Below are 26,574 nucleotides of genomic sequence, written 5' to 3'. Positions count from 1 at the left end.
AGTTATCAATCTTCACTTTTAGACCACATACAAAAAGGGCTGGTATTACACCAGCCCTTTGTATCATCAATTTAAAGCAGCGTGAATTATTCTGCTTCGAAACGCGCGATGCTTGCGGTAATTTCTTCTTTTGCAGCTGCAGCGTCGGCCCAACCGTCAATCTTCACCCATTTGCCTTCTTCAAGATCTTTATAGTGCTCGAAGAAGTGCTCGATTTGCTTAAGAAGAAGCGGAGGTACGTCTGCAATCTCTTTTACGTCACGGTAAATAGTAGAAAGCTTGTCTACTGGTACCGCTAGTACTTTTGCATCTTTACCAGACTCGTCAGTCATGTTTAGTACGCCAACTGGACGACACTTAATTACAGAACCTGCAAGTAGTGGGAAAGGTGTCATAACTAGTACGTCAACTGGGTCACCATCTTCAGACAATGTGTTGTTAACGTAACCGTAGTTAGTTGGGTAGTGCATGCAAGTTGCCATGAAACGGTCAACAAATAGCGCACCTGTGTCTTTGTCTACTTCGTACTTCACCGGGTCAGCATGTGCTGGAATCTCGATGATCACATTCACTTCATCTGGTACGTTTTTACCAGCAGAAATTGCACTCAAGCTCATTCTTAGGTCCTTTCAATGATGGATTAAAAATTTTGGTCGTAAGTATACGGTGACAGAGGCAAAATAAAAACGCTTTACGACCCATGTCGTACTAATCTCTTTATTTTTCGTTAAATTTTGCCGCCTTTTAACAATCAAATGGCCCTAACGGGCCATTTTTTCATTACTTCGCGTTGTCGTTGTAGCTTAAGCACATATCAACTTCGTCTTTAGAGCCGATGATGCAAGGTACGCGCTGATGAATTTCTTCAGGCATTACTTCTAAAATTCGGCCAGTACCGGTTTCTGCTTTACCACCGGCTTGTTCCATCAAAAACGCCATTGGGTTGGCTTCGTAGAGCAAGCGTAATTTACCTGGCTTTGACGGATCTCTGTTGTCGAATGGATACATAAAGATACCGCCACGACAAAGCAAACGATGAATATCGCCCACCATGGCAGCTACCCAGCGCATATTAAAGTCTTTACCACGTGGACCTTCTTTACCTGCTAACAGATCGGCAACATACGCCTGCATTGCCGGTTCCCAATGACGCTGGTTCGACGCATTAATCGAGAATTCAGAGGTTTGCTCCGGCACCTGTATATTCGGGTGAGTCAGCAAGAAGCCACCATGCGTTTTATCAAGGGTATAGATGTGCGTACCGCGTCCTGTCGTCAGCGCTAACATTGTAGACGGGCCATAAAGCACATATCCCGCTGCAACCATCTGTGTACCAGGCTGCAAGAACGCAGACGGGTCATCTGGCTTCATCCACTGCGGGGCGTGAGCGATAGAGAAGATAGTACCAATAAGGCTATTAATTTCAGTGTTTGACGACCCGTCAAGCGGATCGAAACTTACTAAGTAGTTACCTTCTGGATTGCACGGTACTACATCGTCTTCTTCTTCGGACGAAATGGCTTTAACGTAGCCAGATTCCCTTAGCGTGTCTTTTAAAATGTGGTTAGAGATAACGTCGAGCTTTTTTTGTGTTTCGCCTTGTACGTTTTCTGAAAGCGTTGAACCGAGCACGCCAGCAAGTGCGCCTTGACTCACGCGGAAAGAAATTTCTTTACAGCCCGCTAGCAGTGTACGAATGAGCAGAATTAACTCAAGTGGTGCACCGTCTTGTTGCAATTGGGAATTTAAACGTTTCATTGAATGTAAGCCTTTTTTTTCGTGTGTAGGGTGTCGTGCTAGCCATCGCTCAGCTTTCCTTACCGGCTTTTTTTATTAGCAAGCACGCACAGGTTTTTATACCTGCGGTTAGATTGTAACCGTGTTCACTGCGAAGTGGAACATACCAGTTCAATGACATACACACACCATACCAGTTTGCATCCCGCAGATGTCCTGAGGTGAGCGTAATTTAAAGGCATGACGCATATGTTTAAATACAAAAATTGAATTATCTATAGGTTGCAGGGTTCTGATAAAGTACCCCGATAACATGAAAATTCATTGAGAATGCGCTATGCATGTACATATTTTAGGCATTTGTGGAAGTTTTATGGGTGGCATTGCCGCCATTGCCAAAACACTCGGCCACAAAGTTACAGGCTCAGATAAAAACGTTTATCCGCCAATGAGCACCCAGCTCGAAGCATTAGGCATTGAGCTTACCGAAGGTTACGGCGAGAGCCAGTTTGACCCAGCCCCAGATATTGTGGTCATTGGTAACGCCATGTCGCGCGGTAACCCCGCCGTTGAATACGTGTTAAATCGCAATTTACCCTACACCAGCGGCCCTCAATGGCTGCTTGATAATTTACTCAAAGATCGTTGGGTAATTGGGCTGTCTGGTACCCATGGTAAAACGACCACCAGCAGTATGGTGGCGTGGATTCTTGAGCACGCGGGTCTCAATCCTGGTTATTTGATTGGCGGCGTGCCAGAAAACTTTGGCGTATCAGCACGCGTGGGTGAAAGCCCTTTTTTCGTGATAGAGGCTGACGAGTACGACAGCGCATTTTTCGACAAACGCTCGAAATTTGTGCACTATCGCCCGAAAACCTTGGTTATCAACAACCTTGAGTTTGATCATGCGGATATTTTTGCTGACCTTGCTGCTATTCAAACCCAGTTCCACCATTTAGTCCGAATGGTACCTGAAAACGGGCTTATTCTTACGCCAAACAATACACCGGCTATAGAAGATATGCTCAAGAAAGGCTGCTGGTCGACGCGCCAATCACTAGGCAAAGAGTGGCATGCTGAACTGCTAAAAAAAGACGGCAGTGCGTTCAACGTAGTGCATAACGGTGTTACTGCAGGAACCGTCTCATGGCCTTTGGTAGGTCAGCACAATGTAGATAACGGCTTAATGGCCATCGCCGCAGCTCACCATGCTGGTGTCACCTTACAGGATGCCATAGAAGCCTTATCATTTTTTAAGAATGTTAAACGCCGCATGGAAGTAAAAGGTGAAGTAAACAACATCACCCTTTATGACGACTTTGCACACCACCCTACCGCTATCGCAACCACACTAGATGGACTGCGCAAAAAGGTGGGTAATGCACGTATTCTGGCTGTGCTAGAACCTCGGTCAAACACGATGAAAATGGGCGTTCACAAAGATACGTTGGCAAATTCGTGGCAGAAAGCCGATGAGGTTTATCTTTACGAGCCAGAGGGAATGGATTGGTCACTTGTTGATTCCGTTGCCCATAGCAGCGCCCCGACGCATTGCTTTAGGGAAGTAGAGAAGATCGTTCAAGGTGTTTGTAACGTAGCACAACCAGGCGATCACGTACTTGTAATGAGTAACGGCGGCTTCGAAGGGATCCACGGCCGACTTTTAGATGCCTTAGAATCGAAGTTTAAATTATAAAAAGCACTAGTCTTAAAATTAGCTACAGCTAAAAAGCTAACACTAAGACGTAGTGTCTACAGAGGCAATGTAATGAAACATGACAAGCAAGTCACACTTGCTATCACAGGTGCATCTGGCGCACCTTACGCACTTACACTCTTGAAATCGCTGGTTAATGCAGATTATCAAGTGTACGTACTTATCTCTTCCGCGGCCAAGGTAGTCTTTGCCACTGAAGAAAATGTAAAAATACCTGGGCGTCCTGAGGACGCTGCCGCATTTTTTACCGAGCATTGCGGTGCCAAACCCGACCAAATAAAAGTGTTTGGTAAAGAAGAATGGTTTTCCCCGGTTGCGTCTGGTTCAGCTGCGCCTGCCAAAATGGTGGTATGCCCTTGCTCTACCGGCACCCTGTCTGCCATCAGTATAGGTGCGAGTGACAACCTTATAGAGCGTGCCGCAGATGTGGTGTTAAAAGAAAGAGGCCAACTTATTTTAGTTCCGCGAGAGATGCCACTTTCTTCTATACATTTGGAAAATATGCTTAAGCTGTCACAAATGGGTGCTACTATTATGCCCGCCGCGCCAGGCTTTTATCACAACCCGAAGACTATCGATGACCTAGTTGACTTTGTCGTGGCGCGCATACTTGACCATCTTGGCATTGAACAATCTCTTGTTGCTAGGTGGGGCTACCAATCATCCAAACATTCTAAGGATTAACCATGTTCGCGCTTAAAAACAGGACATGCGCAGTTGCGCTAAGCACACTTTTAACATTATGCATCGCTTCTCCCGCTTTTGGGTGGGGTCAAACGGGCCACCGCGTAACCGGCGCTATCGCTGAGCAGTACCTTAGCCCACTCTCACAAGCCGCACTTATGGAACTGCTGCCTCATGGCTCACTCGCTGAAGCTTCTACCCATGCCGATGAAATGCGCTCGAACCCCAGCGAATTTTGGCAGAAGACAGCGAGCCCTTGGCATTATGTGACTGTGCCTGAAGGCAAAACGTATAACGAAGTAAGCGCCCCTAAGCAAGGTGACGCGGTTACCGCTTTAAAGCAATTTACCGAAACGCTAAAAAGCGATGCAGCCAGTATTGAAGAAAAGCGCTTAGCTCTTCAGTTTATCGTGCACATTATTGGTGATCTTCATCAACCTCTACATGCAGGCAACGGCACTGATCGTGGTGGTAATGATGTAAAAGTGCGTTTTTTCTGGCAAGACTCTAATCTTCACCGCGTTTGGGACTCTCAAATGCTGGACCAGCGCGACTTGTCTTACTCAGAGTGGACTGAATGGCTAACAAAAACGATAGCGGCGAAGGATATTCGCAGTTGGGCAACCACCGACCCTCTGGTATGGATTGAAGAAAGCACCGCTATTCGCGATACCATTTATCCAGAAGATGCGAATAACATGAGCTATGACTATTTATATCACCATCTTCCTACTGCCAAAAAGCGCCTTCAAATGGCCGGTATACGCATTGCGATGTACTTAAACATGGTCTTCGATGAGGCTAACAATTAGCATTGACCACAATATAAATAAAAAACGGAGGCTAAGCCTCCGTTTTTTATTTGTTCTGTAAAACCTTTTGAGCTTTCGCTACAGGGTTAGGGCCTAGCGCAACCTAGTCTAAGTCAAGTGGTTCAGGTGAAAGAATGACCCCTGTACTATCAGCGTACAAATGATCTTCCGGTAAGAACGTCACGCCACCGAAGTTCACCGGCACGTCCACCTCACCAATACTTTCGCTTTCAGCGTTTACAGGAATAGCCGCCACCGCCAGCACACCAAGATCTAATTCGGCAAGGCTGTCTATTTCACGCACACTTCCGTAAATCACTACCCCTTCCCAATCGTTATCAATGGCCACTTGTGCAGAAGACGCATCAAATAGTGCCCGACGATTAGAGCCACCGCCGTCTATCAACAGCACTTTGCCGGCGCCGGGCTGTGCTAAAACGCGATCGATAAGCCCTCTATCTTCAAAGCACTTCACAGTGGTTATTTCACCACCGAAAGAATACCGGCCACCAAAGCTCGCGAAAATTGGGTCTACCACGTCAACGCTATCAGCAAACAAATCGCATAATTCAGATGTGTTGTATTCCATTATTTTGCCTTACTAAAAATTGAGAAGAGGGATAAAAGCTCTCTGTGCAGTTTCAATCTAGCATAGCATTAAACGCAGCGTTGCAAACGGTTGATTTAGTGCCTTTCGCTTTATTTTATTATTTTGTGAAACTTAACCTTTTTCTTTTCACTCGTGCGCATCACTGAGCACGTATTTTGCTTAACTTTTGCTTTCATAACGCGTTAAACGCTAATTGGATTAGCAGGCATAAATAACGTCTTTTTTGAGCCTTAAAGATCACTGATAAATTCTCAGTCCACTTAGCCATTTTTACTATCTGAACCCGAAGGACGACGTGAACCCCACTTTGCTGTCAAAAAAGTTTCTTTTTTTCGTCACCCACTGGTCACAGATTAACTTTAGCCTGTGCAGTAATTAACCGATAGGGGACAAGGCGATGCTAATGAAATCCTTGACCAAATACGATACTGACTTGTTTTATCGCCTGTATAAACTGACGCTAAAAAGAGACTGCCGCAGCATTATTTGGCTCTCTAAAACAGGCGACGGATACCTGTACTTCGTTATCGGTATGCTGCTTTGGGCTTTCGAGCCTGAACACGGTGAGCTCTTCCTTTACACAGCGCTGATGGCTTACGCGCTTGAATTACCCATTTATGTGCTGCTTAAGAAAATGTTCAAGCGCCCGCGCCCTTGCGATTTTCTAATGAATTTAACGGCACATGTCACCCCATCAGACAAATTCTCACTGCCATCCGGTCACACTGCCGCAGCCACACTGATGGCATGTATTGTTGCGCATTATTATCCATCGTTTGCGGTACTTGCCTATAGCTGGGCAGCGCTAATTGGATTGTCACGGGTGTTATTAGGCGTTCACTACCCATCTGATGTGGTAGCAGGTTCACTTCTTGGTGTCACAATTGCAACACTGAGTATTTCAATTCTGGGGTAGCATGAAATTACTGTATGGTGTGCAAGGCACCGGAAATGGGCATATTGCTAGAGCTCGTATAATGGCGTCAGCGCTCGCAGAGCGCGACGACATCAGCGTAGACTTTGTTTTTACTGGCCGCGCGCCTGAAAAATACTTCGATATGGAAGTGTTTGGAGAATACCGTACTTTTACTGGGTTGAGCTTTATAACAAAAGCCGGCCGCGTGGATAAGTGGGCTACCGTTAAGGAGGCTAACGTCAGCCGTTTAATTAAAGACGTAAAAGCCTTTGATACCAGCGGCTACGATTTGCTGGTTAACGATTTCGAGCCAGTGACGGCGTGGGCCGCCAAACGACAGGGGTTGCCGTCTATATCTATTAGTCATCAAGCCGCCTTCGCCTATGACGTACCTAAAAGTGGCAATACCATTTTTGATACACTATTGATGAAAGTGTTCGCACCTACTGAACTTCAATTAGGTGTACATTGGTATCACTTCAATCAACCTATCATCCCTCCGTTTGTGGCTGAAAAGCCGGTTTTGTCTCCGGGCAATGGGCATGTATTAGTATATTTACCCTTTGAAGACGTATACGATGTTCAGCAAATGCTAGAGCCACTAAGCGATCAAATCTTTCACTGCTTTCATCCTGATATCGATGAAACAAGAGAAGTAGGTCATATACATTGGCACCCGACATCTAAAAAACATTTTCAGAAATCCCTCCAGCATTGCAATGGTGTAATTGCAAATGGGGGGTTTGAACTGTCTAGCGAGGCATTACAGCTAGGCAAAAAACTCCTTATTAAGCCATTGCACGGTCAATTTGAGCAGTTGTCGAATGTACTCACCTTAGACAAACTTGATCTATGCCAAACCCTTTTTCAATTAGACACTGACATTGTAGAAGAGTGGCTTGAGGCCCCCGAAAACGAAGCGATTGCTTTTCCAGACAACCCTCACATTCTGATTGATTGGCTTAAAAGCAAAGACTTTTCTGATACCCAGAGCCTATGTGATGCGCTATGGAAAAACGTTCGATACGGTGATAAAACGCAAGAACGCTTATTGGCTCTTGCAATTTAATACCGCAATGCGATGATAGCGGCATTTGTCGTATTCTTCGCGGGATTTTTCGTGCTTAAAAAGTCAGTGGTTTTCTTGCTAACACTCACAGCATTGTGTGGCTGTGGTTATAAAGGGGCGCTTTATATTCCTGAAGCGCCTGCACAAAACACGTCGGCTGAACCAGCGTCTTCTAGCACGCTAGAAACCGACACTTCACCTGGCGATAACAACACTTCCCCCGCACCTACCTCTGGAGAACAGAACTAGTGGATTACTTTGCCTACAGCGAAGGTCAGCTACATGCTGAAAAAGTGGCTGTTTCTGATATTGCAGCGCAATACGGAACACCCGTTTATATATATTCACGCGCTACGTTAGAGCGTCATTGGCATGCGTTTAACGATGCAATTGGTGAGCATCCTCATCTTGTGTGCTACGCCGTCAAAGCTAACTCAAACATCGGTGTTTTAAGCGTTCTCGCTAAACTAGGCTCAGGTTTTGATATCGTGTCTGCTGGTGAACTAGCCCGTGTTATCGAGGCAGGTGGTGACGCCAGTAAAGTGGTATTTTCCGGCGTGGGTAAAAAGCACGACGAAATCCGCTATGCCCTTGAACAGGGCATCATGTGCTTCAACGTAGAGTCAGAGCCTGAACTGCATCGTATTAACGAGGTGGCTGGTGAACTGGGCGTTAAAGCGCCAATATCGCTTCGTATTAATCCTGACGTAGATGCCAAAACGCATCCTTACATTTCAACCGGCTTGAAAGCCAATAAGTTCGGCATTGCCCGAGAGCGCGCCCTCGCAACTTATGAACTGGCTGCGTCTTTACCCAACTTAAATGTAGTCGGTATGGACTGCCACATCGGCTCACAGCTAACGGAAATTGGCCCGTTTGTTGATGCACTAGAACGCCTGCTTCTGCTTATTGATGAGCTGGCCGAGCGCAATATCATTATTGAACACTTAGATGTAGGTGGTGGTCTTGGCGTAACGTATAACGACGAACAGCCACCTCATCCGAAAGCTTATGCTCAAGCCATGGCTGAAAAAATGGTTGGCCGCGAAAACCTGAAGCTTATTCTAGAACCTGGCCGCGCTATCGCCGCTAATGCAGGCATTTTGGTTACCGAGGTTGAGTTTATTAAAGAAGGTGAAGAGAAAAGCTTCGCGATTGTCGACGCAGCAATGAACGACCTATTGCGTCCAGCGCTTTACTCCGCGTGGCAAAAAATTATTCCTGTGAAGCAGGAAAGCTCGGCAACACCCCGCATTTATGATGTCGTTGGGCCCGTATGTGAAACCGGTGATTTCATAGGCAAAGACCGCGAATTAGCCATTGGACCCACCGACCTACTTGCTGTTCGCAGTGCGGGTGCCTATGGTTTCGTCATGGCATCAAACTACAATAGTCGCTGTCGCCCAGCAGAAATCATGGTTGATGGTGAAAAGGCAATTGTGGTTCGCGAAAGAGAAAAACAAAAAGATCTCTGGCAAGGTGAGCATAAACTTCCGTAAACTAGAGACAAACTAACAAGAAAGATGCGCGTTTAATGCAGGTTCAATTTTCAAAAATGCACGGTTTGGGTAACGACTTCATGGTTATTGATAACGTTACTCAAAACGTATTTTTCTCTAAAGAAAAAATTCAGCAATTGGCTAACCGTAATTTCGGCATTGGCTTTGACCAGCTGTTGATGGTTGAACCGCCTTACGATCCAGAGCAAGACTTTCACTACCGTATTTTTAATGCGGATGGCTCAGAAGTGGAGCAGTGTGGAAACGGAGCACGCTGTTTTGCACGCTTCGTCAAGCAGAAGGGATTGATTAACCGCAACAAAATTGTGGTGAGCACCAAAGCGGGGAAAATGGTGCTTTACCTAGAAAAAGACGGTCAAGTAACCGTTAATATGGGTAAACCAGAATTTGAACCGGCCAATATTCCTTTAAAAGCTAACAAACAAGAAAATACCTATATCTTGCGCGTAGGTGAAAGCACCTTATTTATCGGCTCGGCCTCAATGGGCAACCCACATTGTGTGATGGAAGTTGACGACGTTGATACTGCTAATGTCGCAGAACTTGGCCCTCTTGTTGAGAGACACGAGCGCTTTCCCGAAGGCGTAAACGTTGGCTTTATGCAGGTTATCAATGAATCTCACATAAAGCTTAGAGTCTTTGAACGGGGTTCTGGCGAAACCCTTGCCTGTGGCAGTGGCGCATGCGCGGCAGTTGCAATTGGTCAAATACAGGGTAAATTAGGAAAAGATGTAAGGGTAGACTTACCCGGGGGCAGTTTACGTATACGCTGGCCCGGCCCAGATAACGTACTCAAAATGACAGGGCCTGCCGAACACGTATACGACGGACAGATAAACTTATGAGCGACTTATCGGGGCAGTCTAACGCCACGCAATTAATTGAGCCATTTAACGACACATCTGAATTGTCGAGTTCAGATGTCCGCAGGTTTTTGCTAGAAAACCCCGAGTTCTTTGCCCAACACCCTGACCTACTCGAAAAAATTAAGCTTCCTCATGAGCACAAAGGCAGCGTGTCGCTGGTAGAAATACAAAGTGAGCAGCTGCGACAGAAAGTAAGGCAACTTAACTTCAAACTTAACCAGTTAGTGAGTATTGCCAAGCAAAACGAAAAAATTTATCGGGTTTATACCGACTTAAACGTACAACTCTTACGCTGTGAGAGCGTAGCCGAAGTGCAGTTTACGCTAGAAGATGTCCTTCAAGAGCGTTTGCAACTCTCTTCTGCCGTGATTAAAAGCTTCAAGGGTCCACACGCCATTCCGGAGCTACAGCAGCGTTTATTCACAGAGAAACGCTTTAAGAATACCAATTTCTTTTTTGGTCGATTGTCCCAGCACGAGCGCCAGCTATTGTTCGGAGAAAGCCCCGCTGAGTCTGTTGCACTGATGTTGCTTGGCGATAATCGAGAGCTAGGCATCTTGGGGATTAGCAGCAGCGACGCAAGTCACTTTACGCCAGATATGGATACCCTCTTGCTTCAACAACTTCAGCAAGTGCTTAATATTATCTTGCCTGAAATGATGGGGTATTAACGTCAGTGTCTGCGGACGCGCTTGTCAGTGAGTCTTGCCAGGCGTGGCTAGATAAGTTTTTACTTCACCTTCAGGTAGAGCGAGGTCTATCCCTCCACACTATCAAAAACTATCAGCGCCAACTCACTGAGGTTGCCAAGTTACTTGGCCTTTATGAATGGTCTGGACTTACTCCAACCGATACAAAGCGCGTTATGGCAGATGCGAAAATGTCGGGGCACAGCCCCCGCAGCATTGCGCTGAGATTGTCAGCACTGAGAACGTTCTGTCAGTATTTAATTGATCACCAACAGCTTTTCAGTAATCCCGTAGAAGGAATTCAAGCGCCCAAGCAAGGAAAACCCCTCCCTAAACAGCTTAGTGTTGATGAAATGCAGCAGTTGCTCAACGCCTCACCAACAAGTAGTGAAGATGATGAAGGAATGCATCTCAGAGATATCGCCATGTTTGAGCTTCTTTATGGCTGCGGATTGCGTTTAAGCGAATTGACCGGCTTGAACCTAGCAGACTGCCTCAAAGACGGCACAGTAAAAGTCATGGGTAAAGGCAGCAAACAACGCATTTTGCCACTCGGTCGACACGCACAAAGAGCACTTAATGCATGGTTAAAAGTACGCCCTGCCTACGCATCACCCTATGAAAGTGCGGTATTTGTGAGCAAACGTAAAACCCGCATTTCAAACCGACAGGTTGCTAATCGTCTTGATAAAATGGCAAAAGAGCAGTCGCTTTCACAAAAAGTTAGCCCTCACAAACTGCGCCATTCTTTTGCCACGCACGTATTAGAATCGAGCGGTGATTTGCGCGCGGTTCAAGAGTTATTAGGTCACGCTAATTTGTCGACCACACAGGTTTATACCCATCTCGATTTTCAGCATCTCGCCAATGTCTATGATGCGGCTCATCCTCGCGCGCACAAGAAGTAAAGCTAAACTAAGGGTTATCCATGCAGTTTTTTAGGTCTATCAACCACGTCGATGCCATGACATTCGACCTTGACGACACGCTCTACGATAATGAGCCTATCATTCGCCAGGCTGAGCAGGCGCTGCAGGCGCACATTGCAAAGCATCACAAAAAAGCGGCGGCCCTCACACCAAACGATTGGCAACATCTTAAACGTGCTGCGATTGCTAAGAATAAACGTTTAGCCTCAGATATGGGGCAGCTTAGACGTGTTGTTTTGACCGCCGCCCTTTCAGGCACCTCGGCAGATAAAGTCGAGATTGACGTAAGCAAGAGTGATGATATTAGCGAAGCGGTAGAAGCCTGTTTCAACTGTTTTTATGACGCTAGGAGCAACTTTGAGCTGGCTGAAGATGTACATCAAGCGCTTAAAACGCTGAGCGAACGACTGCCATTGGTCGGTATCACAAATGGCAATGTTAATGCCCAAAAAATAGGTATTGATGGCTATTTCGAGACCATACTACACGCCAGCACCACGCGACCAATGAAACCGGCTCGAGATATGTTTGATGAAGCTGCCACATGCTTGCGCATCGCGCCATCCCACATTCTTCATGTAGGGGATAATATAATTAAGGATGTAAAAGGGGCGATTAATGCTGGCTATCAGGCAGCTTGGTATGCCTGTAACAGACCGATGAAACTAGCGAATGAACCTGTAAGCGTGCTTCCTCACGTAGCGCTAGACAACCTCAACGAACTAACCCAATTCCTATGAATTTGGGGGGTCAGAGTACTTTAACCGTTTAAATCTGGGGCTAGGGTACATTAACCTTTGACGAAGGGTGAAGGCGAAATGAACTCAAACCCGCAAATCTTAGTTATCTTCTAGTACGTTTTGGCGCATAGATTCGCAGGGGCTTTCGCAAACCGGTCTGCCGACCACTTTAGCGGGAACGCCCACCACGGTAACATGGGCTGGTACGTTATTAAGTACCACGCTGCCTGCGCCAACTTTCGAGCCTTCACCTATTTCGATATTGCCTAAAATCTTCGCTCCAGCGCCAATTAACACACCTTGACGAATTTTAGGATGGCGGTCGCCCGATTCATTGCCGGTCCCACCAAGGGTAACGCTTTGCAAGATTGACACGTTATCTTCAACCACGGCGGTTTCACCCACCACAATACCCGTTGCGTGGTCGAACATAACGCCTTTGCCAATGCGCGCTGCGGGATGAATATCGACCCCAAAACTTGCTGAGTTACGACTTTGCAAAAACAGTGCGAGTTGATGGCGACCATGCATCCAAAGGTAGTGCGCCATTCTGTGCACTTGTACCGCGTGAAAGCCTTTAAAATGCAGTAACGGAGTGAGGTAATCATTTACTGCTGCATCTCGCGCTTTAATTGCGAGAATGTCTGCCGTAGCGGCTTCACTTATCCCAGGCTCTAGCAGGTAGGCTTCGTCAAATACTTCGCGGATCGCAATGGCAGGCATAACGTCATCTGCCATTTTGTTCGACAAGATAAAGCTCAACGATGACTCGAAGTTATGATGAGCAAGCACACTGGCATGCACATAACTAGACAGCAAAGGTTCTTTTTCTGCAACAACTTGCGCTTCTTGTTTTAGCGTCGACCAAAAGTCGATTGGCGTAGAAAGTGCGGTCATGAGCATGTTCCGTTAATGTATAAGTGTCACGTATGGTAGATTCGGTCTGTTAGCCACTGCTTAACAGTATTAATCTACGATTGAGTGCTGCGAAATAAAGCATGTCGATTCAGGTACAAAGTTTACCTGAGTTTGGTGTGGTGCAATACCGATGTGATACCGCCTTAGCGTTAAAATCGATCAATCTATCTGATTAATTTGTTATAGCAAAGGCCAACAAGATCTAACCGTTGCTAACGATTATAGCCCCTTCCCGTCTTTTGTAATTTGTTGTGTTACTGCTTGGTAATAAACGTTAAAAGGTAAAAGATTACGATAAAGGGTGTGTAGAAAACTAGACTGTATAAATTCACAGTCAGATGGCATAATAATCGGCTGCTGAATGTATAAAATTATCAACCAACAGGTACCACATTATGGATGTATCTCGACTGCTAGACGAGCTTAACGACAAACAACGTGAAGCTGTAGCAGCCCCATTGTCTAACGCTTTAGTACTTGCCGGCGCAGGTAGTGGTAAAACCCGCGTATTAGTGCATCGTATTGCGTGGTTGATGGAAGTCGAAAACATCGCGCCTTTCTCGATATTAGCAGTAACCTTTACGAATAAAGCGGCCAAAGAAATGCGCGGCCGTATCGAATCGCTTATGGGGCGCAGTCTACACAATATGTGGATTGGTACCTTCCACGGACTAGCACATCGCTTACTACGTGCCCATCACGCAGAGGCAAATCTTCCGGAAAATTTCCAAATTATCGATTCTGACGACCAGTACCGCTTAATTCGTCGAATTCTTAAAGCCATGAACCTAGATGAAAAACATTGGGCTCCCCGCCAAATCCAATGGTATATCAATGGCAATAAGGACGAGGGTTTACGCCCTCAGCACATAGAAACCCATGGCGATCATATCCAAAAAACCATGCGTGAAGTATATGCTGCATATCAGGATGCCTGCGACCGTTCTGGCTTAGTTGACTTTGCCGAGTTGCTATTACGGGCTCATGAACTGTGGGCTAAAAATCCAGAAGTACTCGCTCACTACCAACGCCGTTTCCGCGCAGTGCTGGTCGACGAATTTCAAGATACCAACAATATTCAATACGCTTGGCTTCGCATGCTTTGTAGTGGCGGTAATAACAACATTATGATTGTTGGAGACGACGACCAATCTATTTATGGCTGGCGTGGTGCAAATGTCGATAATATTCAGCACTTCCTCAAAGATTTTAATGAACCTAATACCATTCGTCTTGAACAGAACTATCGTTCAACCGGCAACATCCTAAAAGCGGCGAACACGGTTATCGACAATAACACGGGCCGTTTAGGGAAAGAGCTTTGGACCGAAGACGCTCAGGGCGAGCTAATTTCTGTATATGCAGGTTTTAACGAACTAGACGAAGCGCGATTTATTGTTTCGAAGATTAAGGACTGGCTTAACCAAGGCAATGCCCTAAGCGATACCGCAATTCTTTATAGAAACAACGCTCAGTCCCGAGTTCTAGAAGAAGCGTTACTCCACGAGGGATTAGCCTACCGTATCTACGGCGGCTTGCGCTTCTTCGAACGTCAAGAAATTAAAGATGCCCTAGGCTACATGCGCATGGTAAGCCACCCGCATGACGACGCAGCATTTGAACGTGTGGTAAATACCCCAAGTCGGGGGATTGGTGAAAAAACCCTATCACAGGTGCGCGAGACGGCTCGCGCGCACAACTGCTCTATGTGGCAGGCTTGCCAGCTGCTTATCAACGAAGGCGGGTTCAAAGGTCGAGCATTGAATGCAATGCAAAGCTTTGTGCTACTTATTACAGAGCTTGAACAATCGACCTTGGATGAACCGCTTGATCAACAAGCGGATAAAGCCATAAAACAATCGGGTCTTTACGCGATGTATCAAGCCGAACGTGGTGAAAAAGCGCAAGCTCGACTGGAAAACTTAGAAGAACTGGTTACCGCATGTAAAACCTTTATCGTGCCTGACGAAGCTGAGGAAATGACACCTCTTGCGGCGTTTTTGGCTCACGCATCTTTAGAAGCCGGCGAGACACAAGCAGACAAAGATCAAGATGCTGTGCAAATGATGACTATTCACACCGCGAAGGGTTTGGAATTTCCACTGGTATTTTTGGCCGGTGTGGAGGAAGGCATGTTCCCTAGCCAAATGACCAACGATGAGCCTGGCAGAATGGAAGAAGAACGCAGGCTTTGCTATGTTGGAATGACCAGGGCTATGCAAAAGTTGTATATCACTTATGCTGAAAGTCGTCGATTATATGGGCAGGACAAATATCACACCGCCTCTCGATTTATTCGCGAAATGCCAGCAGATTGCGTCGAAGAGGTGAGATTAAAGTCAACGATCTCGCGCCCGGTACATAACCGATTCAGCCAGGCAACATCACATGCGAGTTTTGAAGAAACCGGATTTAGTTTAGGCGAACGCGTTGTACACCGTAAATTCGGCGAAGGTATAGTGCTTAATTACGAAGGTAGTGGTGAGCACGGCCGAGTTCAAGTAAACTTCGATGAATTTGGCAGCAAGTGGCTGGTACTTGCTTACGCAAAGCTGGAGAAGGCGTAATTTATTAATGTGGCAAGGCAGCCTTAACCTTAGTTGGAATGTATGCAGCAACATGTGCTGATCATCGAAAATGGTGAAGGCAACCTTGAACTCATTGCGAAACTCGTGCGCCGTGCAGGCCTTACGCCTGTTGGTGCAACGTCGCTGATAGAGGGAAAAGCGCGATTTTCGCAAAACATGCCCGAAACCTTTTTATGCGCCATTGTTGCCTATTCACTTCCTGATGCGCCTAAAGGCGAGGCTATCGACTTTGCAGTTGAGTCTTTCATTCCCACCATAGCTACAACGGAAAGCCTAGACAACACTATTCGCGATAAAGTACTAGAACGGGATGTTGTCGATTATATTCCGAAAGAAAACTCTCAGAATTACGATTATTTAAATCGTCTTATTAGTCGGCTTGAGAAAAACAAGTCCACCGGCGTAGTCGTAGTCAGCACAAACCGAGTGCTTCGTACAAGAACCGTATCTCTACTTCAGCGCCATAACTTTATCGCTTTCGAGTGCTTAACTGCCACCGATGCTATGCAGTGCTTATCTGAAAATAAAAACGTGCGCCTTGTTATTACAGATAACACGCTTCCCGATATGACTGGTACACATTTTGTGGCGGGTTTAAGAAAGGCTTTTTCAAAAGAACAGCTATCGATAATGGGCATAGCGGGAGGAAAAGGCATGCTTATGTCTGCCCACTTTATTAAAAGTGGCGCTAACGATTTCCTTCGTGTGCCCTACTGTCATGAGGAGTTTTTGTGCCGCGTAATGCAAAATGTTGAGTATATTGAGAGTGTTGAGGAAATTCGCAGGGTTGCCAATACGGATTATTTGACAGGCTTACCCAATAGGCGTCACTTTTTCTACATGCTTACGGTTCAGCATCAAAATCTATCCGAAGATCATGCGCTTGCCCTTATCGATTTAGACTTTTTTAAATCGATAAACGACACCTATGGACATGACGCTGGCGACATTGTTTTAAAAGCAGTCGCAGCGCTGATTGAATTTTATTTTCCTGACGAGATCATTTCTCGATTTGGTGGCGAAGAGTTTTGCATTTATATGCCATCAACTTCACTTACCGAAGCTTGTGAACGCTTGGAAGACTTTAGAAAGGTCGTCGAAGCCGAAGTGATACAGCTGCCTAAAACAAACATTAAAGTCACGTGTAGTATTGGGGTAAGCGGCGCTCACACGCAGCGGGTCGATAAGCTGCTAAGCCTTGCTGACAAGCAGCTATACGCAGCAAAAAATAGCGGCCGTAATCAGGTCAAGTGCGAACCACCTGACGCGCCCAACTTAGAACAAGGCACACTGCTTTAACCCCACGACGATGAGCACCACAGCCTTAGTCTTACACCTCGAACCACACGTGAACGCAACTTTGAACTGATTTACTGCTCTACTGCGAGCTTACGAGCTTGACGCTGACTGCGATAATTTATTAGAGAATCGGCACTGAATAAGATAAGTGCTACCCATACGAAGCCGAAGGTCACAAGTCTCGACTCCTCAAGAGGTTCTCCGTACAAGTAGACAGCCAGCACAAACATCAGCGTTGGCCCAATATACTGAAAGAAGCCTAATGTTGAATACATAATTCGCCTTGCCGCAGCCGTAAAACACAGCAACGGGGCGGTAGTTACAATACCTGCTGCCACAATAAGCATGTTCAATGACACATCGTTATTGAATAAATTGCTGTACTCGGAGCCAAAAAATACCCAATAAAAAATGGCTAGCGGAGATAGCATAAGAGTTTCAATGAAAAGACCAGGTAGAGAATCGACCGCAACTTGCTTCCTAAGCAAACCATATACGCTAAAACTACCGGCTAACACTAGGGCAATCCACGGCACATGCCCGTAAGAGAAGACTAGAATAGCAACGCCAATAACGGCAAGCCCAACGGCTACACGCTGTAGATTGCGCAGCCTCTCGCCTAAAAACAATCGACCCAAGAAAACATTGATTAAGGGATTGATGTAATAGCCTAAGCTTGCGTCAAGAATATGGTCGTTATTAATGGCCCAAATAAACAAAAGCCAATTTGCACCAAGCAGAAGCCCAGCAATAAACAATATTTGCATAACCCGTTTGTTGCGAAACGCGGCGCCCACTTTGGGCCATTGTTTTAACGCGGCGATAAGACCAATTAATAAAATGACTGACCATATCACCCTGTGCATCAATATTTCAGCAGCCGGCAAAACCATAAGCTGTTTAAAATAAACAGGCGCTACGCCCCACATACTGTATGCGGCAATGGCACATATTACACCGACTTGAGCGGCACTGGCTTGCTTAGACAAGGCTGGCTCCATAGACTGTCAAGATAACAAGGCGCGTATTGTTTATCAGCTTCAAGAAATACACAACCTTTACCGCTTTCCAAAAGAGATAAGCAGGCATTAGACGAAGATTAACCACTCTTGCCTGCCGTTTTTAATCTAGTCCGCTTAGGCATGCCTCGCTAACTCGGCGCTCCGTTTACGCATGTTCTGACAAACCTGCTGTTTACGGCCTAATAAAGAAACCTAGTTCAAAGTAAAAACAAGGTACCCAAACCTAGGAAAGCCACAAACCCTACAATGTCTGTAACCGTTGTTAGGATAACCGAGCCCGATAAGGCCGGGTCTATTTTGAGCTTATCAAGAATGACGGGCACAAATACGCCTGCCAACGCTGCTGCCACTATATTGAATAAAATAGCTAAGCAAATAACCAGACCCAACATGGCATCAGTGAACCAAAAATAGGCAACAACACCTATCACTAACGCCCAAATAACGCCGTTCACACCGCCTACTTTGAGCTCTTTCACCATCAGCGCCCTTAAGTTAGCTGGGGTCACCTGTCCTAGCGCTAGCCCCCGCACAATTAGCGTTAACGTTTGGCTTCCAGCAATCCCTCCCATACTCGCCACTACTGGCATTAGTACGGCAAGGGCAACAACCTGTTGAAGCGTGCCTTCGAACAGACCAATAAACCACGAAGCTAGAAATGCTGTGAGTAAGTTAATGCCCAACCACAGTGCTCTGTTGCGTGCGCTTTTCGCCACTGGCGAGAACAAATCTTCGTCCTCATCCATACCTGCAGACGCCATCACCTGACGTTCGTAAAATTCATTCACTAATTCGCTAGCCGACGTCACATCCAAGCGACCAAGCAGCTTATTATTCTCATCAACCACCGGCAATGATGCCAATCCAGAGCGTTGAACAAGAAGCGACGCATTCATGGTGTCGTCGGCGCCTTGAATAGTTGTTACGTTTTCTTCGGATAAATCAAACAACGACACGTGATCTTGGGCAGTAAAGAGATGACTAATTTTTACCAGTGCAGAAAATTGCCCCGAGCGGTTGACCAGAAAAATACTGTCGCAATGCTGTGGTATCTCTCTTCTCAGTAAACGCAAGCCCTCACGCACTTTTGCATTGGACGGCAGAACTAGCTGCTCGTGATTTACCCAGTGACCAATTTGATTATCAGGAAACTGCGTGGCTTCTCTAAAATATTTACGTTCTTTAGAGTCAAGAGACTCATAGGCCATATCGACCAAGCGTTTTGGGAGTGAATCGAGAAGCTCTAGTAAGTCCTCGGCGTCAATGCCGTTAAAAATAGATGCCCACTCGTCATGTGGTGTATTGTCGATGAGAATTTCACGAGGGTCGCTACGCATCTCTACCAATACATCGAGCTTGCGGTCGCGCGGTATGCCTTCCCACACCGTCAAGCGCTTCTCTACGGGTAGTGATTCTAAAAGAGACGCAATGTATACCTCGTCTTGTCCTGCTAAAGCGGCCAACAAGGTTGCTGGATCATCACTCATACTGTCAGTAACAATCTCTTCAATTAAATCTGGTAATGGCTCTGCCATGCTGCACCTCCCGTTAATACCACTCACTTCCTTTACACAACGCAAGTACCGCTATACGGGATTGGTGAAAGCTTACTTTCAAGCATATTACCCGAGCATGTAAGTACCTGTCCCAAAGGCTATATGATCGCCTTTTTCATTGTGCAATTCCATTCTGCAAACCACTAGTTTACTGCCTTTGCGTATGACCGCCGCTGTTGCGATAAAACGCTCACCTCTTCCAGGTCTTAAGTAGTCAACGCGCATATCAATCGTGCCCATGGTAGGCAATCTAACTTGAAGGTCCGCAAGGTGTTCAAGTGCGGTTTGTTTGATGGTTTCTACAATCGAAACTAAACCGCCGATGGTGTCTAGCATAGTCGCTGTTACACCACCGTGTAGAATTTTTTGCATTGGGTTGCCGGTAAGCGTGGGCTGCCAATTAAGATGCAAAGAAATCTGCGTTTCTACCCCAGTGCCTTGCGTAATAAATTCTAAGCCCAACAACTGGTTAAACGGCATATTATCACGAAAAAGCGCAATCACATGATTGATCATAGCTTGGTGGTCTATTTTTTTACTAACCTTAGTATGCTCACTGAGTGACATGCTGAATCCCTTTATTGTCAAAGTATCAATAACGTTACTATTGAAGATAACGAGAAGGGAAATTCATCCAACCAATGTTAGTTAATCAGGATAAGTTATACGATTTGATCCGCCTGTGAGTTTACAAAACGTGAGAACTCCCAACCTGCTCAAAATCCAAACACCTATAACCACCTTCCGGTTGCTGAATCATGCTTACACTGAATTTTCGTCTAGTTTTTGCAATTGCCCCGTGAAGACATCGCCAAAAACGCGTAAAATCCAGCGCCATGACTACTGCAATAGCTTCATTAGAATCCGAGCCGCAATCGCGAAACGCAAAAACACCTGAAACTATCTTAAAAGATGTCTTCGGTTACGACGCATTCCGCGACGGTCAGGGCGAAGTCATTCACCAAGTATGTGAAGGTAAAGACGCACTTGTATTACTGCCTACAGGCGGTGGTAAGTCTCTGTGCTATCAGATTCCTGCTCTGGTGCGAAGCGGCACGGCCATTGTTGTTTCCCCCCTAATTTCCTTAATGCAAGATCAGGTAGAGCAACTTAAAGCCTTAGGTGTAAAGGCGGCATATCTCAATTCTACACTAGACATTGATGAGCAAGGGCGCATCAACGATGCATTGCAAGCCGGTAAACTTGACCTGCTTTACGTCTCACCTGAGCGGCTCATGCAATATCACTTTCAGCAGTCACTTTCACACGCTGACATTAGCCTATTTGCCATTGATGAAGCACACTGTGTGTCGCACTGGGGCCATGACTTTAGGCAAGACTACCGCGCGCTAGGTCAAATAAAGTCTCGCTTTCCTCATATCCCAGTTATCGGGTTAACCGCCACAGCAGACACTGCAACCCAAGCAGATATACTTACCCAACTGAACCTGCAAGACCCGTTGGTTTACAAGGGGAGCTTTGACAGGCCCAACATTCGCTACCGCGTTATGAGTAAGTATAAAGCCTTCGACCAGGTGGTTGCGTATGTAAAACAGCAAGAAGGCAGCGGCATAATTTATTGTAATAGCCGTGCGAAAGTTGACGACCTGCACGCAAAGCTATTCAGACAAGGCTTTCGCTGTGCGGCTTATCACGCAGGCATGGACAGTGATGAGCGAGAGTTGGTTCAGCGCCAATTTCTCAACGACAAGGTCGACATTGTGGTGGCTACCGTTGCCTTTGGAATGGGCATCAATAAATCAAACGTTCGCTACGTTGTTCACCACGATGTGCCCCGCAGTGTGGAAAGTTATTATCAAGAAACAGGCCGTGCTGGGCGAGACGGCTTGGCGTCTGAAGCGCTACTATTGTTTGATGAAAAAGATGCAGCCCGCGTAAAGCAATGGATTGAACAAGGCGAGATTGCCGAGCGAAATCAAATCGAGCTACAAAAGTTTGCAGCCATGGAGGCATTTTCAGAGGCACAAACGTGTCGTCGGCAAGTATTGCTCAACTATTTTTCGCAGTTCAGCGACAGCGCCTGCGGTAACTGTGATATTTGCCTCGACCCGCCGAAAATGATTGACGGTTTAGTGATTGCGCAAAAAGTCTTGTCCTGTGTACTTCGGCTTTCTCAACAAGCCGCTAGCCAATATGTTATCGATGTATTGCGAGGAAAGCAGTTGCGACGCCTACAAGAGGCAGGCCATCACCAGCTTTCCACCTACGGCATAGGCAAAGATAAGTCTGATAGCTACTGGCACAATATTATCAATCAGTTGGTACACAAGGGGCTTATTCGTGTGGACATCACAGCACACGCGGCATTGCGTCTAACTGAAGCCGCCCGCCCGGTGCTAAAAGGTGAAGTTGCTGTTCAACTTGCTGTACCTCGGTTGGAGTTCAAGCCTGATAAGCAAAAAGCCAAGCAGGCTCCAGCTAATTACGACAGAACATTATTCACTCGCCTAAAGCATTTGCGGAAAGTTCTTGCAGAAGAAAACGAGGTGCCGCCCTATGTCGTGTTTAGCGACGCCACCCTCGTTGATATGGCTTGCAAGCTCCCCACCACACGCAACACATTGCTGGACGTGAGTGGCGTAGGTCAAACCAAGCTAGAGCGGTATGGCGACGCGTTTATTCAGTTAATTGATGGTTATATTAACCGAGAGCATTAGGGGTAATTTCCCTCCTAACCCCTCTGTTAAACCCTTAAAGAGAAGCGCTGCATTTAAGCGTATGCGTATTCGCCGCCTTTTTCTAACGCCGCTTTGTATGCTTCTCGCGCGTGGACGCGCTTAACATAGCCTTGAATTGCGCTAAAATCCTTGGCTCTACCGCTCGCAACTAAAGATTCCAATGGAAAGATCATTTGCACATCTGCCCCGGTGGGTTCATTGCCAGCAAACCAGGTATTTTTCGATAGATAAGATTCTACGTAACGTAAGCTCTGCGCTAAGTTAGGACCATAATAAGCATTTAAAATACCGTCTATCAGTTTGTTGGTGACCGGCTTTATAAAAAATGGCTTGGACCCTTTTTGGCGTGCTTTTTCTAATACTAGATTCGCAACAAGAGGCGGCATTAGCGAGCCTTCTGCGAAATGAAGCCAAAACCAATACTGCTGAAGTGCTTCTGGGTCTTGCGGAACAGCAAACGACTCACTCGCGTGATGGCGCACGAGATACTCTACAATAGCGCCAGATTCAGCAATCGGGCCGTGGGGCGTGGTTAGAACAGGAGAGCGACCTAGCGGATGTACTGCCCGCAGCGAGTCTGGTGCCAAATTAGTTTGGCTATCTCGTTGATAGAATTCTATTTTATACTCTACTCCCAGCTCCTCGAGTAGCCAAAGTATTCGCTGTGAGCGAGAGTTATTTAAATGATGTAGTGTTAGCATACCCCGTCCTTAATGCGCTTGAATTAACGCTGTTGTTATTGTGTTGTACTATATACACTTATTAATGCTAGCAGGTTTACATAAACCGATAAATTGACAGAACTATGCAACCTTTTACTCTCCAAGATGTTCAACAATATGCCAGAATCAGCGAACAAAGTGTCGAAATTTGCCTTGAACTACCTGCCACACCACTAAAAACCCAACAGTGGGTATCGCACTTCTGTTCGCTATTTAATTTTTCGATATCTGAAACTGACTGGGGAGCAGATCGCTTTCAAGCCATTATCACAACGCAATCTAGCGATACTGCATTTCAATGCATGCTTTGTATAGAGTGGCTGTGCGAAGCAATCTGGCTAGAACCCATTGGCACGCAGCAGTCTACTCGCGCTATTTTTGATTATCTTACCCACGCCTAGGGTGATTTGCTTTGTGCTTGGCTTTTTACGCTGACTAGTATTATTCTAGAAAAACACTTGGGATTAGTGGACTTAGCGACTAATCGCATTTCCAAACCAAAGATCCCAATAAAGCGTGCTCTAAGGAATTAACGAGTGGTAATAGCCCGGCTAACAAAGTATGCAATAGCAATAATCATTGGTTGGGTGATGGTTTGTTGTAACGCGCTGGCTAGCAGCCAACTTGTTATCAATGAATCATTTGAGCGAGCCATCATCAACCAACATGCAGAGCTCTCTCTTGCGCCAAACAGTGCTACCTATTTTGATATTTTAAACGGCAATGCGTCCAAGCCTTCCTTGGCAAGCCCAAAAGCGCGTGAGCAAATTTGGTATTCCACAAAGCTAAATCACTCTGGCTACAGCCCTATCCCTCTAGTGCTGAATATTGAACGACTAAACATCGATGATTTACAAATTTATTTACTCGATAGTAGCCAACGTATTATCAAGTCTTATCGCTACCAAGCCGGTAAGGGCGACTTTTCGTTAAAACAACCTATTCCCAACATACGGCTTGGATTCACGCTGCAGCCCTATCAAAATGCTCAACTTTTGATTTCCGTAAAAGATGACGGTCTTGAATATTTCCCCATTGCCCTGTGGGAAAGAGACTTGCTAGCACAGCATGACACGAACATGTTGGTGTTACTCGGCGCGGTACTCGGCGCGCTAACACTCATTGCACTTTACTATTTATTCTCTTATTTGACTCAGCGCATCCCTACTCGCTTTTGGCTCACCATGGCCACCCTCGTAATCATTGCTCTGTTGTTTATTACAGAAGGGGGGCTTGCGCTCTGGCCTAACCTGACTAATGCCAGTGAACGTTTTTACGCGGTATGTCTGGGTATGCTTCTACTTTGTATTGCGAAAGTGAATCACCACCTCTTTTCACCCGTGCCACTCCTGTTGCGGTTGGTTAATTACGCTGTGCCAATCGCCGCTACCGTTTATTGCTTAACGACCAACGCCTATAACGCCACTATCTCGTTACTACTGCTTACTGCTGCAATGGGGCTTTATCATGTCGCTCTTGCACTTATTTTCAAAGACAAAGACACCCGCCTAGTTAGCACCACATATATACTCGCGTGGCTATCGTTTTTCGCTTTCTACGCATTAGTTACGCTCACCCTTTTCAGTGACCTTATCTACACGATTGAAGTCGCTATAGGCATGCTGATATTCATCACTCTCGGGTTCTTATGTTTTGGATTTTCTGTCATCGCCAGAGAGCAAGCAAAGAATCAGCGCAAGCTATCAACGCAGGCAGAGACCATTGCGAGTTTAAATCATTTCTACGATTTGTTCAGAAACTCGGCGGAGGGACACTATACCTCGACGTGGGATGGCCAATTAATATCGGTCAATCCCGCTATGTGTAAGGTGTTTGGTTACGAAAGCGAAGATGAAATGCTTCTGAAAGCGGCCAGTACGCTAACGTTTTATGCATCACCCGAAGACAGGCAAGTATTATTAGGTAAGGTATCCCAACAAGGCCATGTCACAGGTAAGGAAATTCGTGGAAAACGCAAAGACGGCAGCGAATTTTGGTTCTCTCTGTCATGTCAGATGCGGGAAAGCGAAGAGGGTAATTTTCTGTACGGCTCAATTATTGATATTACCGAGAAAAAGCAGTCTGATCTTAGCCTTCAATATTTGGCAACCCACGACTCGCTCACAGGGGTATATAACAGGCGTCAGTTTGAAACGTTATTTAAAGAGAAGGTAACCGCACCAAGCGCCTCCCCTGTTTGTTTACTTTTCTTAGATTTAGATCGTTTTAAAGTGGTTAACGACACTTGCGGGCACAAAGCGGGCGATGTGCTAATAAAAGACATATCGCGCTTAATTGAGAACACCCTTACCCCTGATGCACAAATAGGCCGACTTGGTGGCGATGAATTTGGCATTATGTATACGAAACTTAGCGTTGATGAAGTATACCTAAACGCTGTCAAAATATTGAATGCTGTGCAGGCCTATAGATTTATGTGGGACAACCGCATTTTCAATCTAGGAGTAAGCATAGGCATGGTAGTATGCGACGACACCGAAGTCAGTCCGGGTCAGTACTTGAGCATGGCAGATGCCGCCTGCTATTTCGCGAAAGAGCAAGGCAGGAATCAGGTTCACCGATACAATAAAGACGACGAAAGTATGCAGCGCTATCAGCGCGAACTAGACTGGGTTTCGTCCATTAACAACGCCTTAGAAGAAGGCCGCTTCGAGCTGTACTATCAATCATTGCGTCCTTTAAATAAAACCAGCGACGGTCATTACTACGAAGTATTATTAAGACTTCGAGAGAAAGACGGTACCTTGGTGGAGCCTGCTAATTTCTTGCCCACTGCAGAACGTTTCGAGATGAACGTGAGTGTAGACAAGTGGGTTGTAACAAACACATTTAAATGGCTATCAGAAAACCCTGAACACCTCGCTGAATTGCGACGATGCAGTATTAACTTAAACTGCCACTCTCTCGCTGACAGAGACTTCACATTATTTATTCTGAACGCCTTTGAAACATTTAAAATTCCCTATGACAAAATTTGTTTTGAGGTCATTGAGTCTGTCGCCATTATTAAGATGGAAGATACTCTTAACTTCATGAGTACTTTCAATCGCTTAGGTTGCTCCTTTGCACTGGACGATTTTGGCAGCGGATTCTCTTCTTATAGCTACCTTAAAAGTTTGCCCGTTAGTCAGGTTAAAATTGACGGCATGTTTATTAAGGACATGCTGAATGACAGCGTCGATACGGCTATGGTCGCTTCAATCAACGATGTTGCGAAAGCGATGGGTATGCAGACCGTTGGCGAATTTGTTGAGGACGAAAGCACAATGACCCAATTGGGAAAAATGGGAATCGATTTCGCCCAAGGATATGGTGTCGCCAAACCAGCTCCATTGCGTGACTTTCAGCCTTTGTGATAACCATCCTTGATAGGCTTTATACGAAAAAAGTGATAGCACAAGCGTCTACTCGCGTATAATAAAATGATAGACTTGCAAAAAGAGAAGTCATCCCCACTTAA

Annotated in this window: 24 protein-coding genes; 16 read left to right on the top strand and 8 right to left on the bottom strand. The window is 46.0% G+C overall.

What is annotated here, in order from left to right; all coding sequences use genetic code 11:
* Positions 1 to 86: 86 nt before the first annotated feature.
* On the bottom strand, positions 87 to 617 hold the full coding sequence (gene ppa, locus C6Y39_RS03390) for an inorganic diphosphatase (RefSeq protein WP_014947861.1): 531 nt from the start codon (positions 615 to 617) through the stop codon (positions 87 to 89).
* Between the two features lie 163 nt (positions 618 to 780).
* Positions 781 to 1,758, bottom strand: a complete 978-nt coding sequence (locus tag C6Y39_RS03385) for a class 1 fructose-bisphosphatase (RefSeq protein WP_105929918.1) — start codon at positions 1,756 to 1,758, stop codon at positions 781 to 783.
* Positions 1,759 to 2,074: 316 nt separating this feature from the next.
* Here C6Y39_RS03385 and mpl point away from each other — a divergent pair, with 316 nt between their 5' ends.
* From mpl to C6Y39_RS03370, 3 genes are all read left to right on the top strand, one after another.
* Positions 2,075 to 3,433 (top strand): UDP-N-acetylmuramate:L-alanyl-gamma-D-glutamyl-meso-diaminopimelate ligase, encoded by a 1,359-nt coding sequence (mpl, locus tag C6Y39_RS03380; protein ID WP_105929917.1) that lies wholly within the window; start codon positions 2,075 to 2,077, stop codon positions 3,431 to 3,433.
* Positions 3,434 to 3,505: 72 nt separating this feature from the next.
* Complete coding sequence (locus C6Y39_RS03375; RefSeq protein ID WP_105929916.1) at positions 3,506 to 4,138, top strand: flavin prenyltransferase UbiX; 633 nt, start codon at positions 3,506 to 3,508, stop codon at positions 4,136 to 4,138.
* 2 nt (positions 4,139 to 4,140) lie between these two features.
* Positions 4,141 to 4,950 (top strand): S1/P1 nuclease, encoded by an 810-nt coding sequence (locus C6Y39_RS03370; protein ID WP_105929915.1) that lies wholly within the window; start codon positions 4,141 to 4,143, stop codon positions 4,948 to 4,950.
* 103 nt (positions 4,951 to 5,053) lie between these two features.
* On the opposite strand, the gene rraA is transcribed toward C6Y39_RS03370, so the two are convergent.
* The gene (gene rraA, locus C6Y39_RS03365; RefSeq protein ID WP_105929914.1) at positions 5,054 to 5,539 is read right to left on the bottom strand and encodes a ribonuclease E activity regulator RraA; all 486 of its coding nucleotides are present in this window, start codon (positions 5,537 to 5,539) and stop codon (positions 5,054 to 5,056) included.
* A 424-nt stretch (positions 5,540 to 5,963) separates the two neighbouring features.
* On the opposite strand from rraA, the gene C6Y39_RS03360 reads away from it, so the two are divergent.
* From C6Y39_RS03360 to C6Y39_RS03325, 8 genes are read left to right on the top strand one after another with little or no spacing between them, the layout of a single operon-like run.
* On the top strand, positions 5,964 to 6,476 hold the full coding sequence (locus tag C6Y39_RS03360) for a phosphatase PAP2 family protein (protein ID WP_167390612.1): 513 nt from the start codon (positions 5,964 to 5,966) through the stop codon (positions 6,474 to 6,476).
* Between the two features lies 1 nt (position 6,477).
* Complete coding sequence (locus C6Y39_RS03355; protein WP_105929912.1) at positions 6,478 to 7,545, top strand: MJ1255/VC2487 family glycosyltransferase; 1,068 nt, start codon at positions 6,478 to 6,480, stop codon at positions 7,543 to 7,545.
* Between the two features lie 51 nt (positions 7,546 to 7,596).
* Entirely contained in the window at positions 7,597 to 7,794 is a 198-nt protein-coding gene (gene lptM, locus C6Y39_RS03350; protein ID WP_240618796.1) for an LPS translocon maturation chaperone LptM, read from the top strand.
* A complete protein-coding gene (gene lysA, locus C6Y39_RS03345) occupies positions 7,794 to 9,044 on the top strand; it encodes a diaminopimelate decarboxylase (RefSeq protein WP_105929910.1) in 1,251 nt (416 codons plus the stop codon). The genes lptM and lysA overlap by 1 nt, the downstream gene beginning before the upstream one ends.
* Positions 9,045 to 9,079: 35 nt before the next feature.
* Positions 9,080 to 9,910 (top strand): diaminopimelate epimerase, encoded by an 831-nt coding sequence (dapF, locus tag C6Y39_RS03340; protein WP_105929909.1) that lies wholly within the window; start codon positions 9,080 to 9,082, stop codon positions 9,908 to 9,910.
* Complete coding sequence (locus C6Y39_RS03335; protein WP_105929908.1) at positions 9,907 to 10,602, top strand: DUF484 family protein; 696 nt, start codon at positions 9,907 to 9,909, stop codon at positions 10,600 to 10,602. The genes dapF and C6Y39_RS03335 overlap by 4 nt, the downstream gene beginning before the upstream one ends.
* Before the next feature lie 5 nt (positions 10,603 to 10,607).
* Positions 10,608 to 11,528: a tyrosine recombinase XerC gene (gene xerC, locus C6Y39_RS03330; RefSeq protein ID WP_105929907.1), complete on the top strand. Its 921-nt coding sequence runs from the start codon at positions 10,608 to 10,610 to the stop codon at positions 11,526 to 11,528.
* 20 nt (positions 11,529 to 11,548) lie between these two features.
* Complete coding sequence (locus C6Y39_RS03325) at positions 11,549 to 12,289, top strand: HAD-IA family hydrolase (RefSeq protein ID WP_105929906.1); 741 nt, start codon at positions 11,549 to 11,551, stop codon at positions 12,287 to 12,289.
* Positions 12,290 to 12,388: 99 nt separating this feature from the next.
* Here C6Y39_RS03325 and cysE read toward each other — a convergent pair whose 3' ends face one another.
* Complete coding sequence (cysE, locus tag C6Y39_RS03320; RefSeq protein ID WP_105929905.1) at positions 12,389 to 13,186, bottom strand: serine O-acetyltransferase; 798 nt, start codon at positions 13,184 to 13,186, stop codon at positions 12,389 to 12,391.
* Between the two features lie 416 nt (positions 13,187 to 13,602).
* On the opposite strand from cysE, the gene uvrD reads away from it, so the two are divergent.
* The gene (gene uvrD, locus C6Y39_RS03315) at positions 13,603 to 15,774 is read left to right on the top strand and encodes a DNA helicase II (RefSeq protein WP_105929904.1); all 2,172 of its coding nucleotides are present in this window, start codon (positions 13,603 to 13,605) and stop codon (positions 15,772 to 15,774) included.
* A gap of 42 nt (positions 15,775 to 15,816) precedes the next feature.
* Positions 15,817 to 17,094 (top strand): GGDEF domain-containing response regulator, encoded by a 1,278-nt coding sequence (locus C6Y39_RS03310; protein WP_105929903.1) that lies wholly within the window; start codon positions 15,817 to 15,819, stop codon positions 17,092 to 17,094.
* 71 nt (positions 17,095 to 17,165) lie between these two features.
* Here C6Y39_RS03310 and rarD read toward each other — a convergent pair whose 3' ends face one another.
* From rarD to C6Y39_RS03295, 3 genes are all read right to left on the bottom strand, one after another.
* Positions 17,166 to 18,083: an EamA family transporter RarD gene (gene rarD / locus C6Y39_RS03305; protein WP_105930015.1), complete on the bottom strand. Its 918-nt coding sequence runs from the start codon at positions 18,081 to 18,083 to the stop codon at positions 17,166 to 17,168.
* A gap of 230 nt (positions 18,084 to 18,313) precedes the next feature.
* Positions 18,314 to 19,651, bottom strand: a complete 1,338-nt coding sequence (gene mgtE / locus C6Y39_RS03300; protein WP_105929902.1) for a magnesium transporter — start codon at positions 19,649 to 19,651, stop codon at positions 18,314 to 18,316.
* Positions 19,652 to 19,738: 87 nt separating this feature from the next.
* Positions 19,739 to 20,239, bottom strand: coding sequence for a thioesterase family protein (locus C6Y39_RS03295; RefSeq protein WP_105929901.1), 501 nt, complete (start codon positions 20,237 to 20,239; stop codon positions 19,739 to 19,741).
* A 269-nt stretch (positions 20,240 to 20,508) separates the two neighbouring features.
* Between C6Y39_RS03295 and recQ the strand changes: the two genes are divergently transcribed.
* Positions 20,509 to 22,350, top strand: coding sequence for a DNA helicase RecQ (gene recQ, locus C6Y39_RS03290; protein ID WP_105929900.1), 1,842 nt, complete (start codon positions 20,509 to 20,511; stop codon positions 22,348 to 22,350).
* A gap of 53 nt (positions 22,351 to 22,403) precedes the next feature.
* Here recQ and C6Y39_RS03285 read toward each other — a convergent pair whose 3' ends face one another.
* Positions 22,404 to 23,072 carry a glutathione S-transferase gene (locus C6Y39_RS03285; RefSeq protein WP_105929899.1) on the bottom strand — a complete coding sequence of 223 codons (669 nt, stop codon included), beginning with the start codon at positions 23,070 to 23,072 and terminating at the stop codon, positions 22,404 to 22,406.
* Between the two features lie 104 nt (positions 23,073 to 23,176).
* Here C6Y39_RS03285 and C6Y39_RS03280 point away from each other — a divergent pair, with 104 nt between their 5' ends.
* Together C6Y39_RS03280 and C6Y39_RS03275 are read left to right on the top strand one after the other, a co-directional pair.
* Positions 23,177 to 23,494, top strand: a complete 318-nt coding sequence (locus C6Y39_RS03280) for a hypothetical protein (protein WP_105929898.1) — start codon at positions 23,177 to 23,179, stop codon at positions 23,492 to 23,494.
* 135 nt (positions 23,495 to 23,629) lie between these two features.
* Entirely contained in the window at positions 23,630 to 26,470 is a 2,841-nt protein-coding gene (locus C6Y39_RS03275) for a putative bifunctional diguanylate cyclase/phosphodiesterase (protein WP_105929897.1), read from the top strand.
* Positions 26,471 to 26,574: the final 104 nt, after the last annotated feature.

The sequence above is a fragment of the Alteromonas gracilis genome (genome assembly GCF_002993325.1).
Taxonomy (GTDB): domain Bacteria; phylum Pseudomonadota; class Gammaproteobacteria; order Enterobacterales; family Alteromonadaceae; genus Alteromonas; species Alteromonas gracilis.
The sequence above is the reverse complement of the archived record's forward strand: the minus strand, read 5'-3'. Positions and strand labels throughout refer to the sequence as shown.

Coding starts and splice junctions, on each gene's coding strand:
- ppa (WP_014947861.1), bottom strand. CDS start 617: ATGAGCTTGAGTGCAATTTCTGCTGGTAAAAACGTACCAGATGAAGTG.
- C6Y39_RS03385 (WP_105929918.1), bottom strand. CDS start 1,758: ATGAAACGTTTAAATTCCCAATTGCAACAAGACGGTGCACCACTTGAG.
- mpl (WP_105929917.1), top strand. CDS start 2,075: ATGCATGTACATATTTTAGGCATTTGTGGAAGTTTTATGGGTGGCATT.
- C6Y39_RS03375 (WP_105929916.1), top strand. CDS start 3,506: ATGAAACATGACAAGCAAGTCACACTTGCTATCACAGGTGCATCTGGC.
- C6Y39_RS03370 (WP_105929915.1), top strand. CDS start 4,141: ATGTTCGCGCTTAAAAACAGGACATGCGCAGTTGCGCTAAGCACACTT.
- rraA (WP_105929914.1), bottom strand. CDS start 5,539: ATGGAATACAACACATCTGAATTATGCGATTTGTTTGCTGATAGCGTT.
- C6Y39_RS03360 (WP_167390612.1), top strand. CDS start 5,964: ATGAAATCCTTGACCAAATACGATACTGACTTGTTTTATCGCCTGTAT.
- C6Y39_RS03355 (WP_105929912.1), top strand. CDS start 6,478: ATGAAATTACTGTATGGTGTGCAAGGCACCGGAAATGGGCATATTGCT.
- dapF (WP_105929909.1), top strand. CDS start 9,080: ATGCAGGTTCAATTTTCAAAAATGCACGGTTTGGGTAACGACTTCATG.
- C6Y39_RS03335 (WP_105929908.1), top strand. CDS start 9,907: ATGAGCGACTTATCGGGGCAGTCTAACGCCACGCAATTAATTGAGCCA.
- C6Y39_RS03325 (WP_105929906.1), top strand. CDS start 11,549: ATGCAGTTTTTTAGGTCTATCAACCACGTCGATGCCATGACATTCGAC.
- cysE (WP_105929905.1), bottom strand. CDS start 13,186: ATGACCGCACTTTCTACGCCAATCGACTTTTGGTCGACGCTAAAACAA.
- uvrD (WP_105929904.1), top strand. CDS start 13,603: ATGGATGTATCTCGACTGCTAGACGAGCTTAACGACAAACAACGTGAA.
- C6Y39_RS03310 (WP_105929903.1), top strand. CDS start 15,817: ATGCAGCAACATGTGCTGATCATCGAAAATGGTGAAGGCAACCTTGAA.
- mgtE (WP_105929902.1), bottom strand. CDS start 19,651: ATGGCAGAGCCATTACCAGATTTAATTGAAGAGATTGTTACTGACAGT.
- C6Y39_RS03295 (WP_105929901.1), bottom strand. CDS start 20,239: ATGTCACTCAGTGAGCATACTAAGGTTAGTAAAAAAATAGACCACCAA.
- recQ (WP_105929900.1), top strand. CDS start 20,509: ATGACTACTGCAATAGCTTCATTAGAATCCGAGCCGCAATCGCGAAAC.
- C6Y39_RS03285 (WP_105929899.1), bottom strand. CDS start 23,072: ATGCTAACACTACATCATTTAAATAACTCTCGCTCACAGCGAATACTT.
- C6Y39_RS03280 (WP_105929898.1), top strand. CDS start 23,177: ATGCAACCTTTTACTCTCCAAGATGTTCAACAATATGCCAGAATCAGC.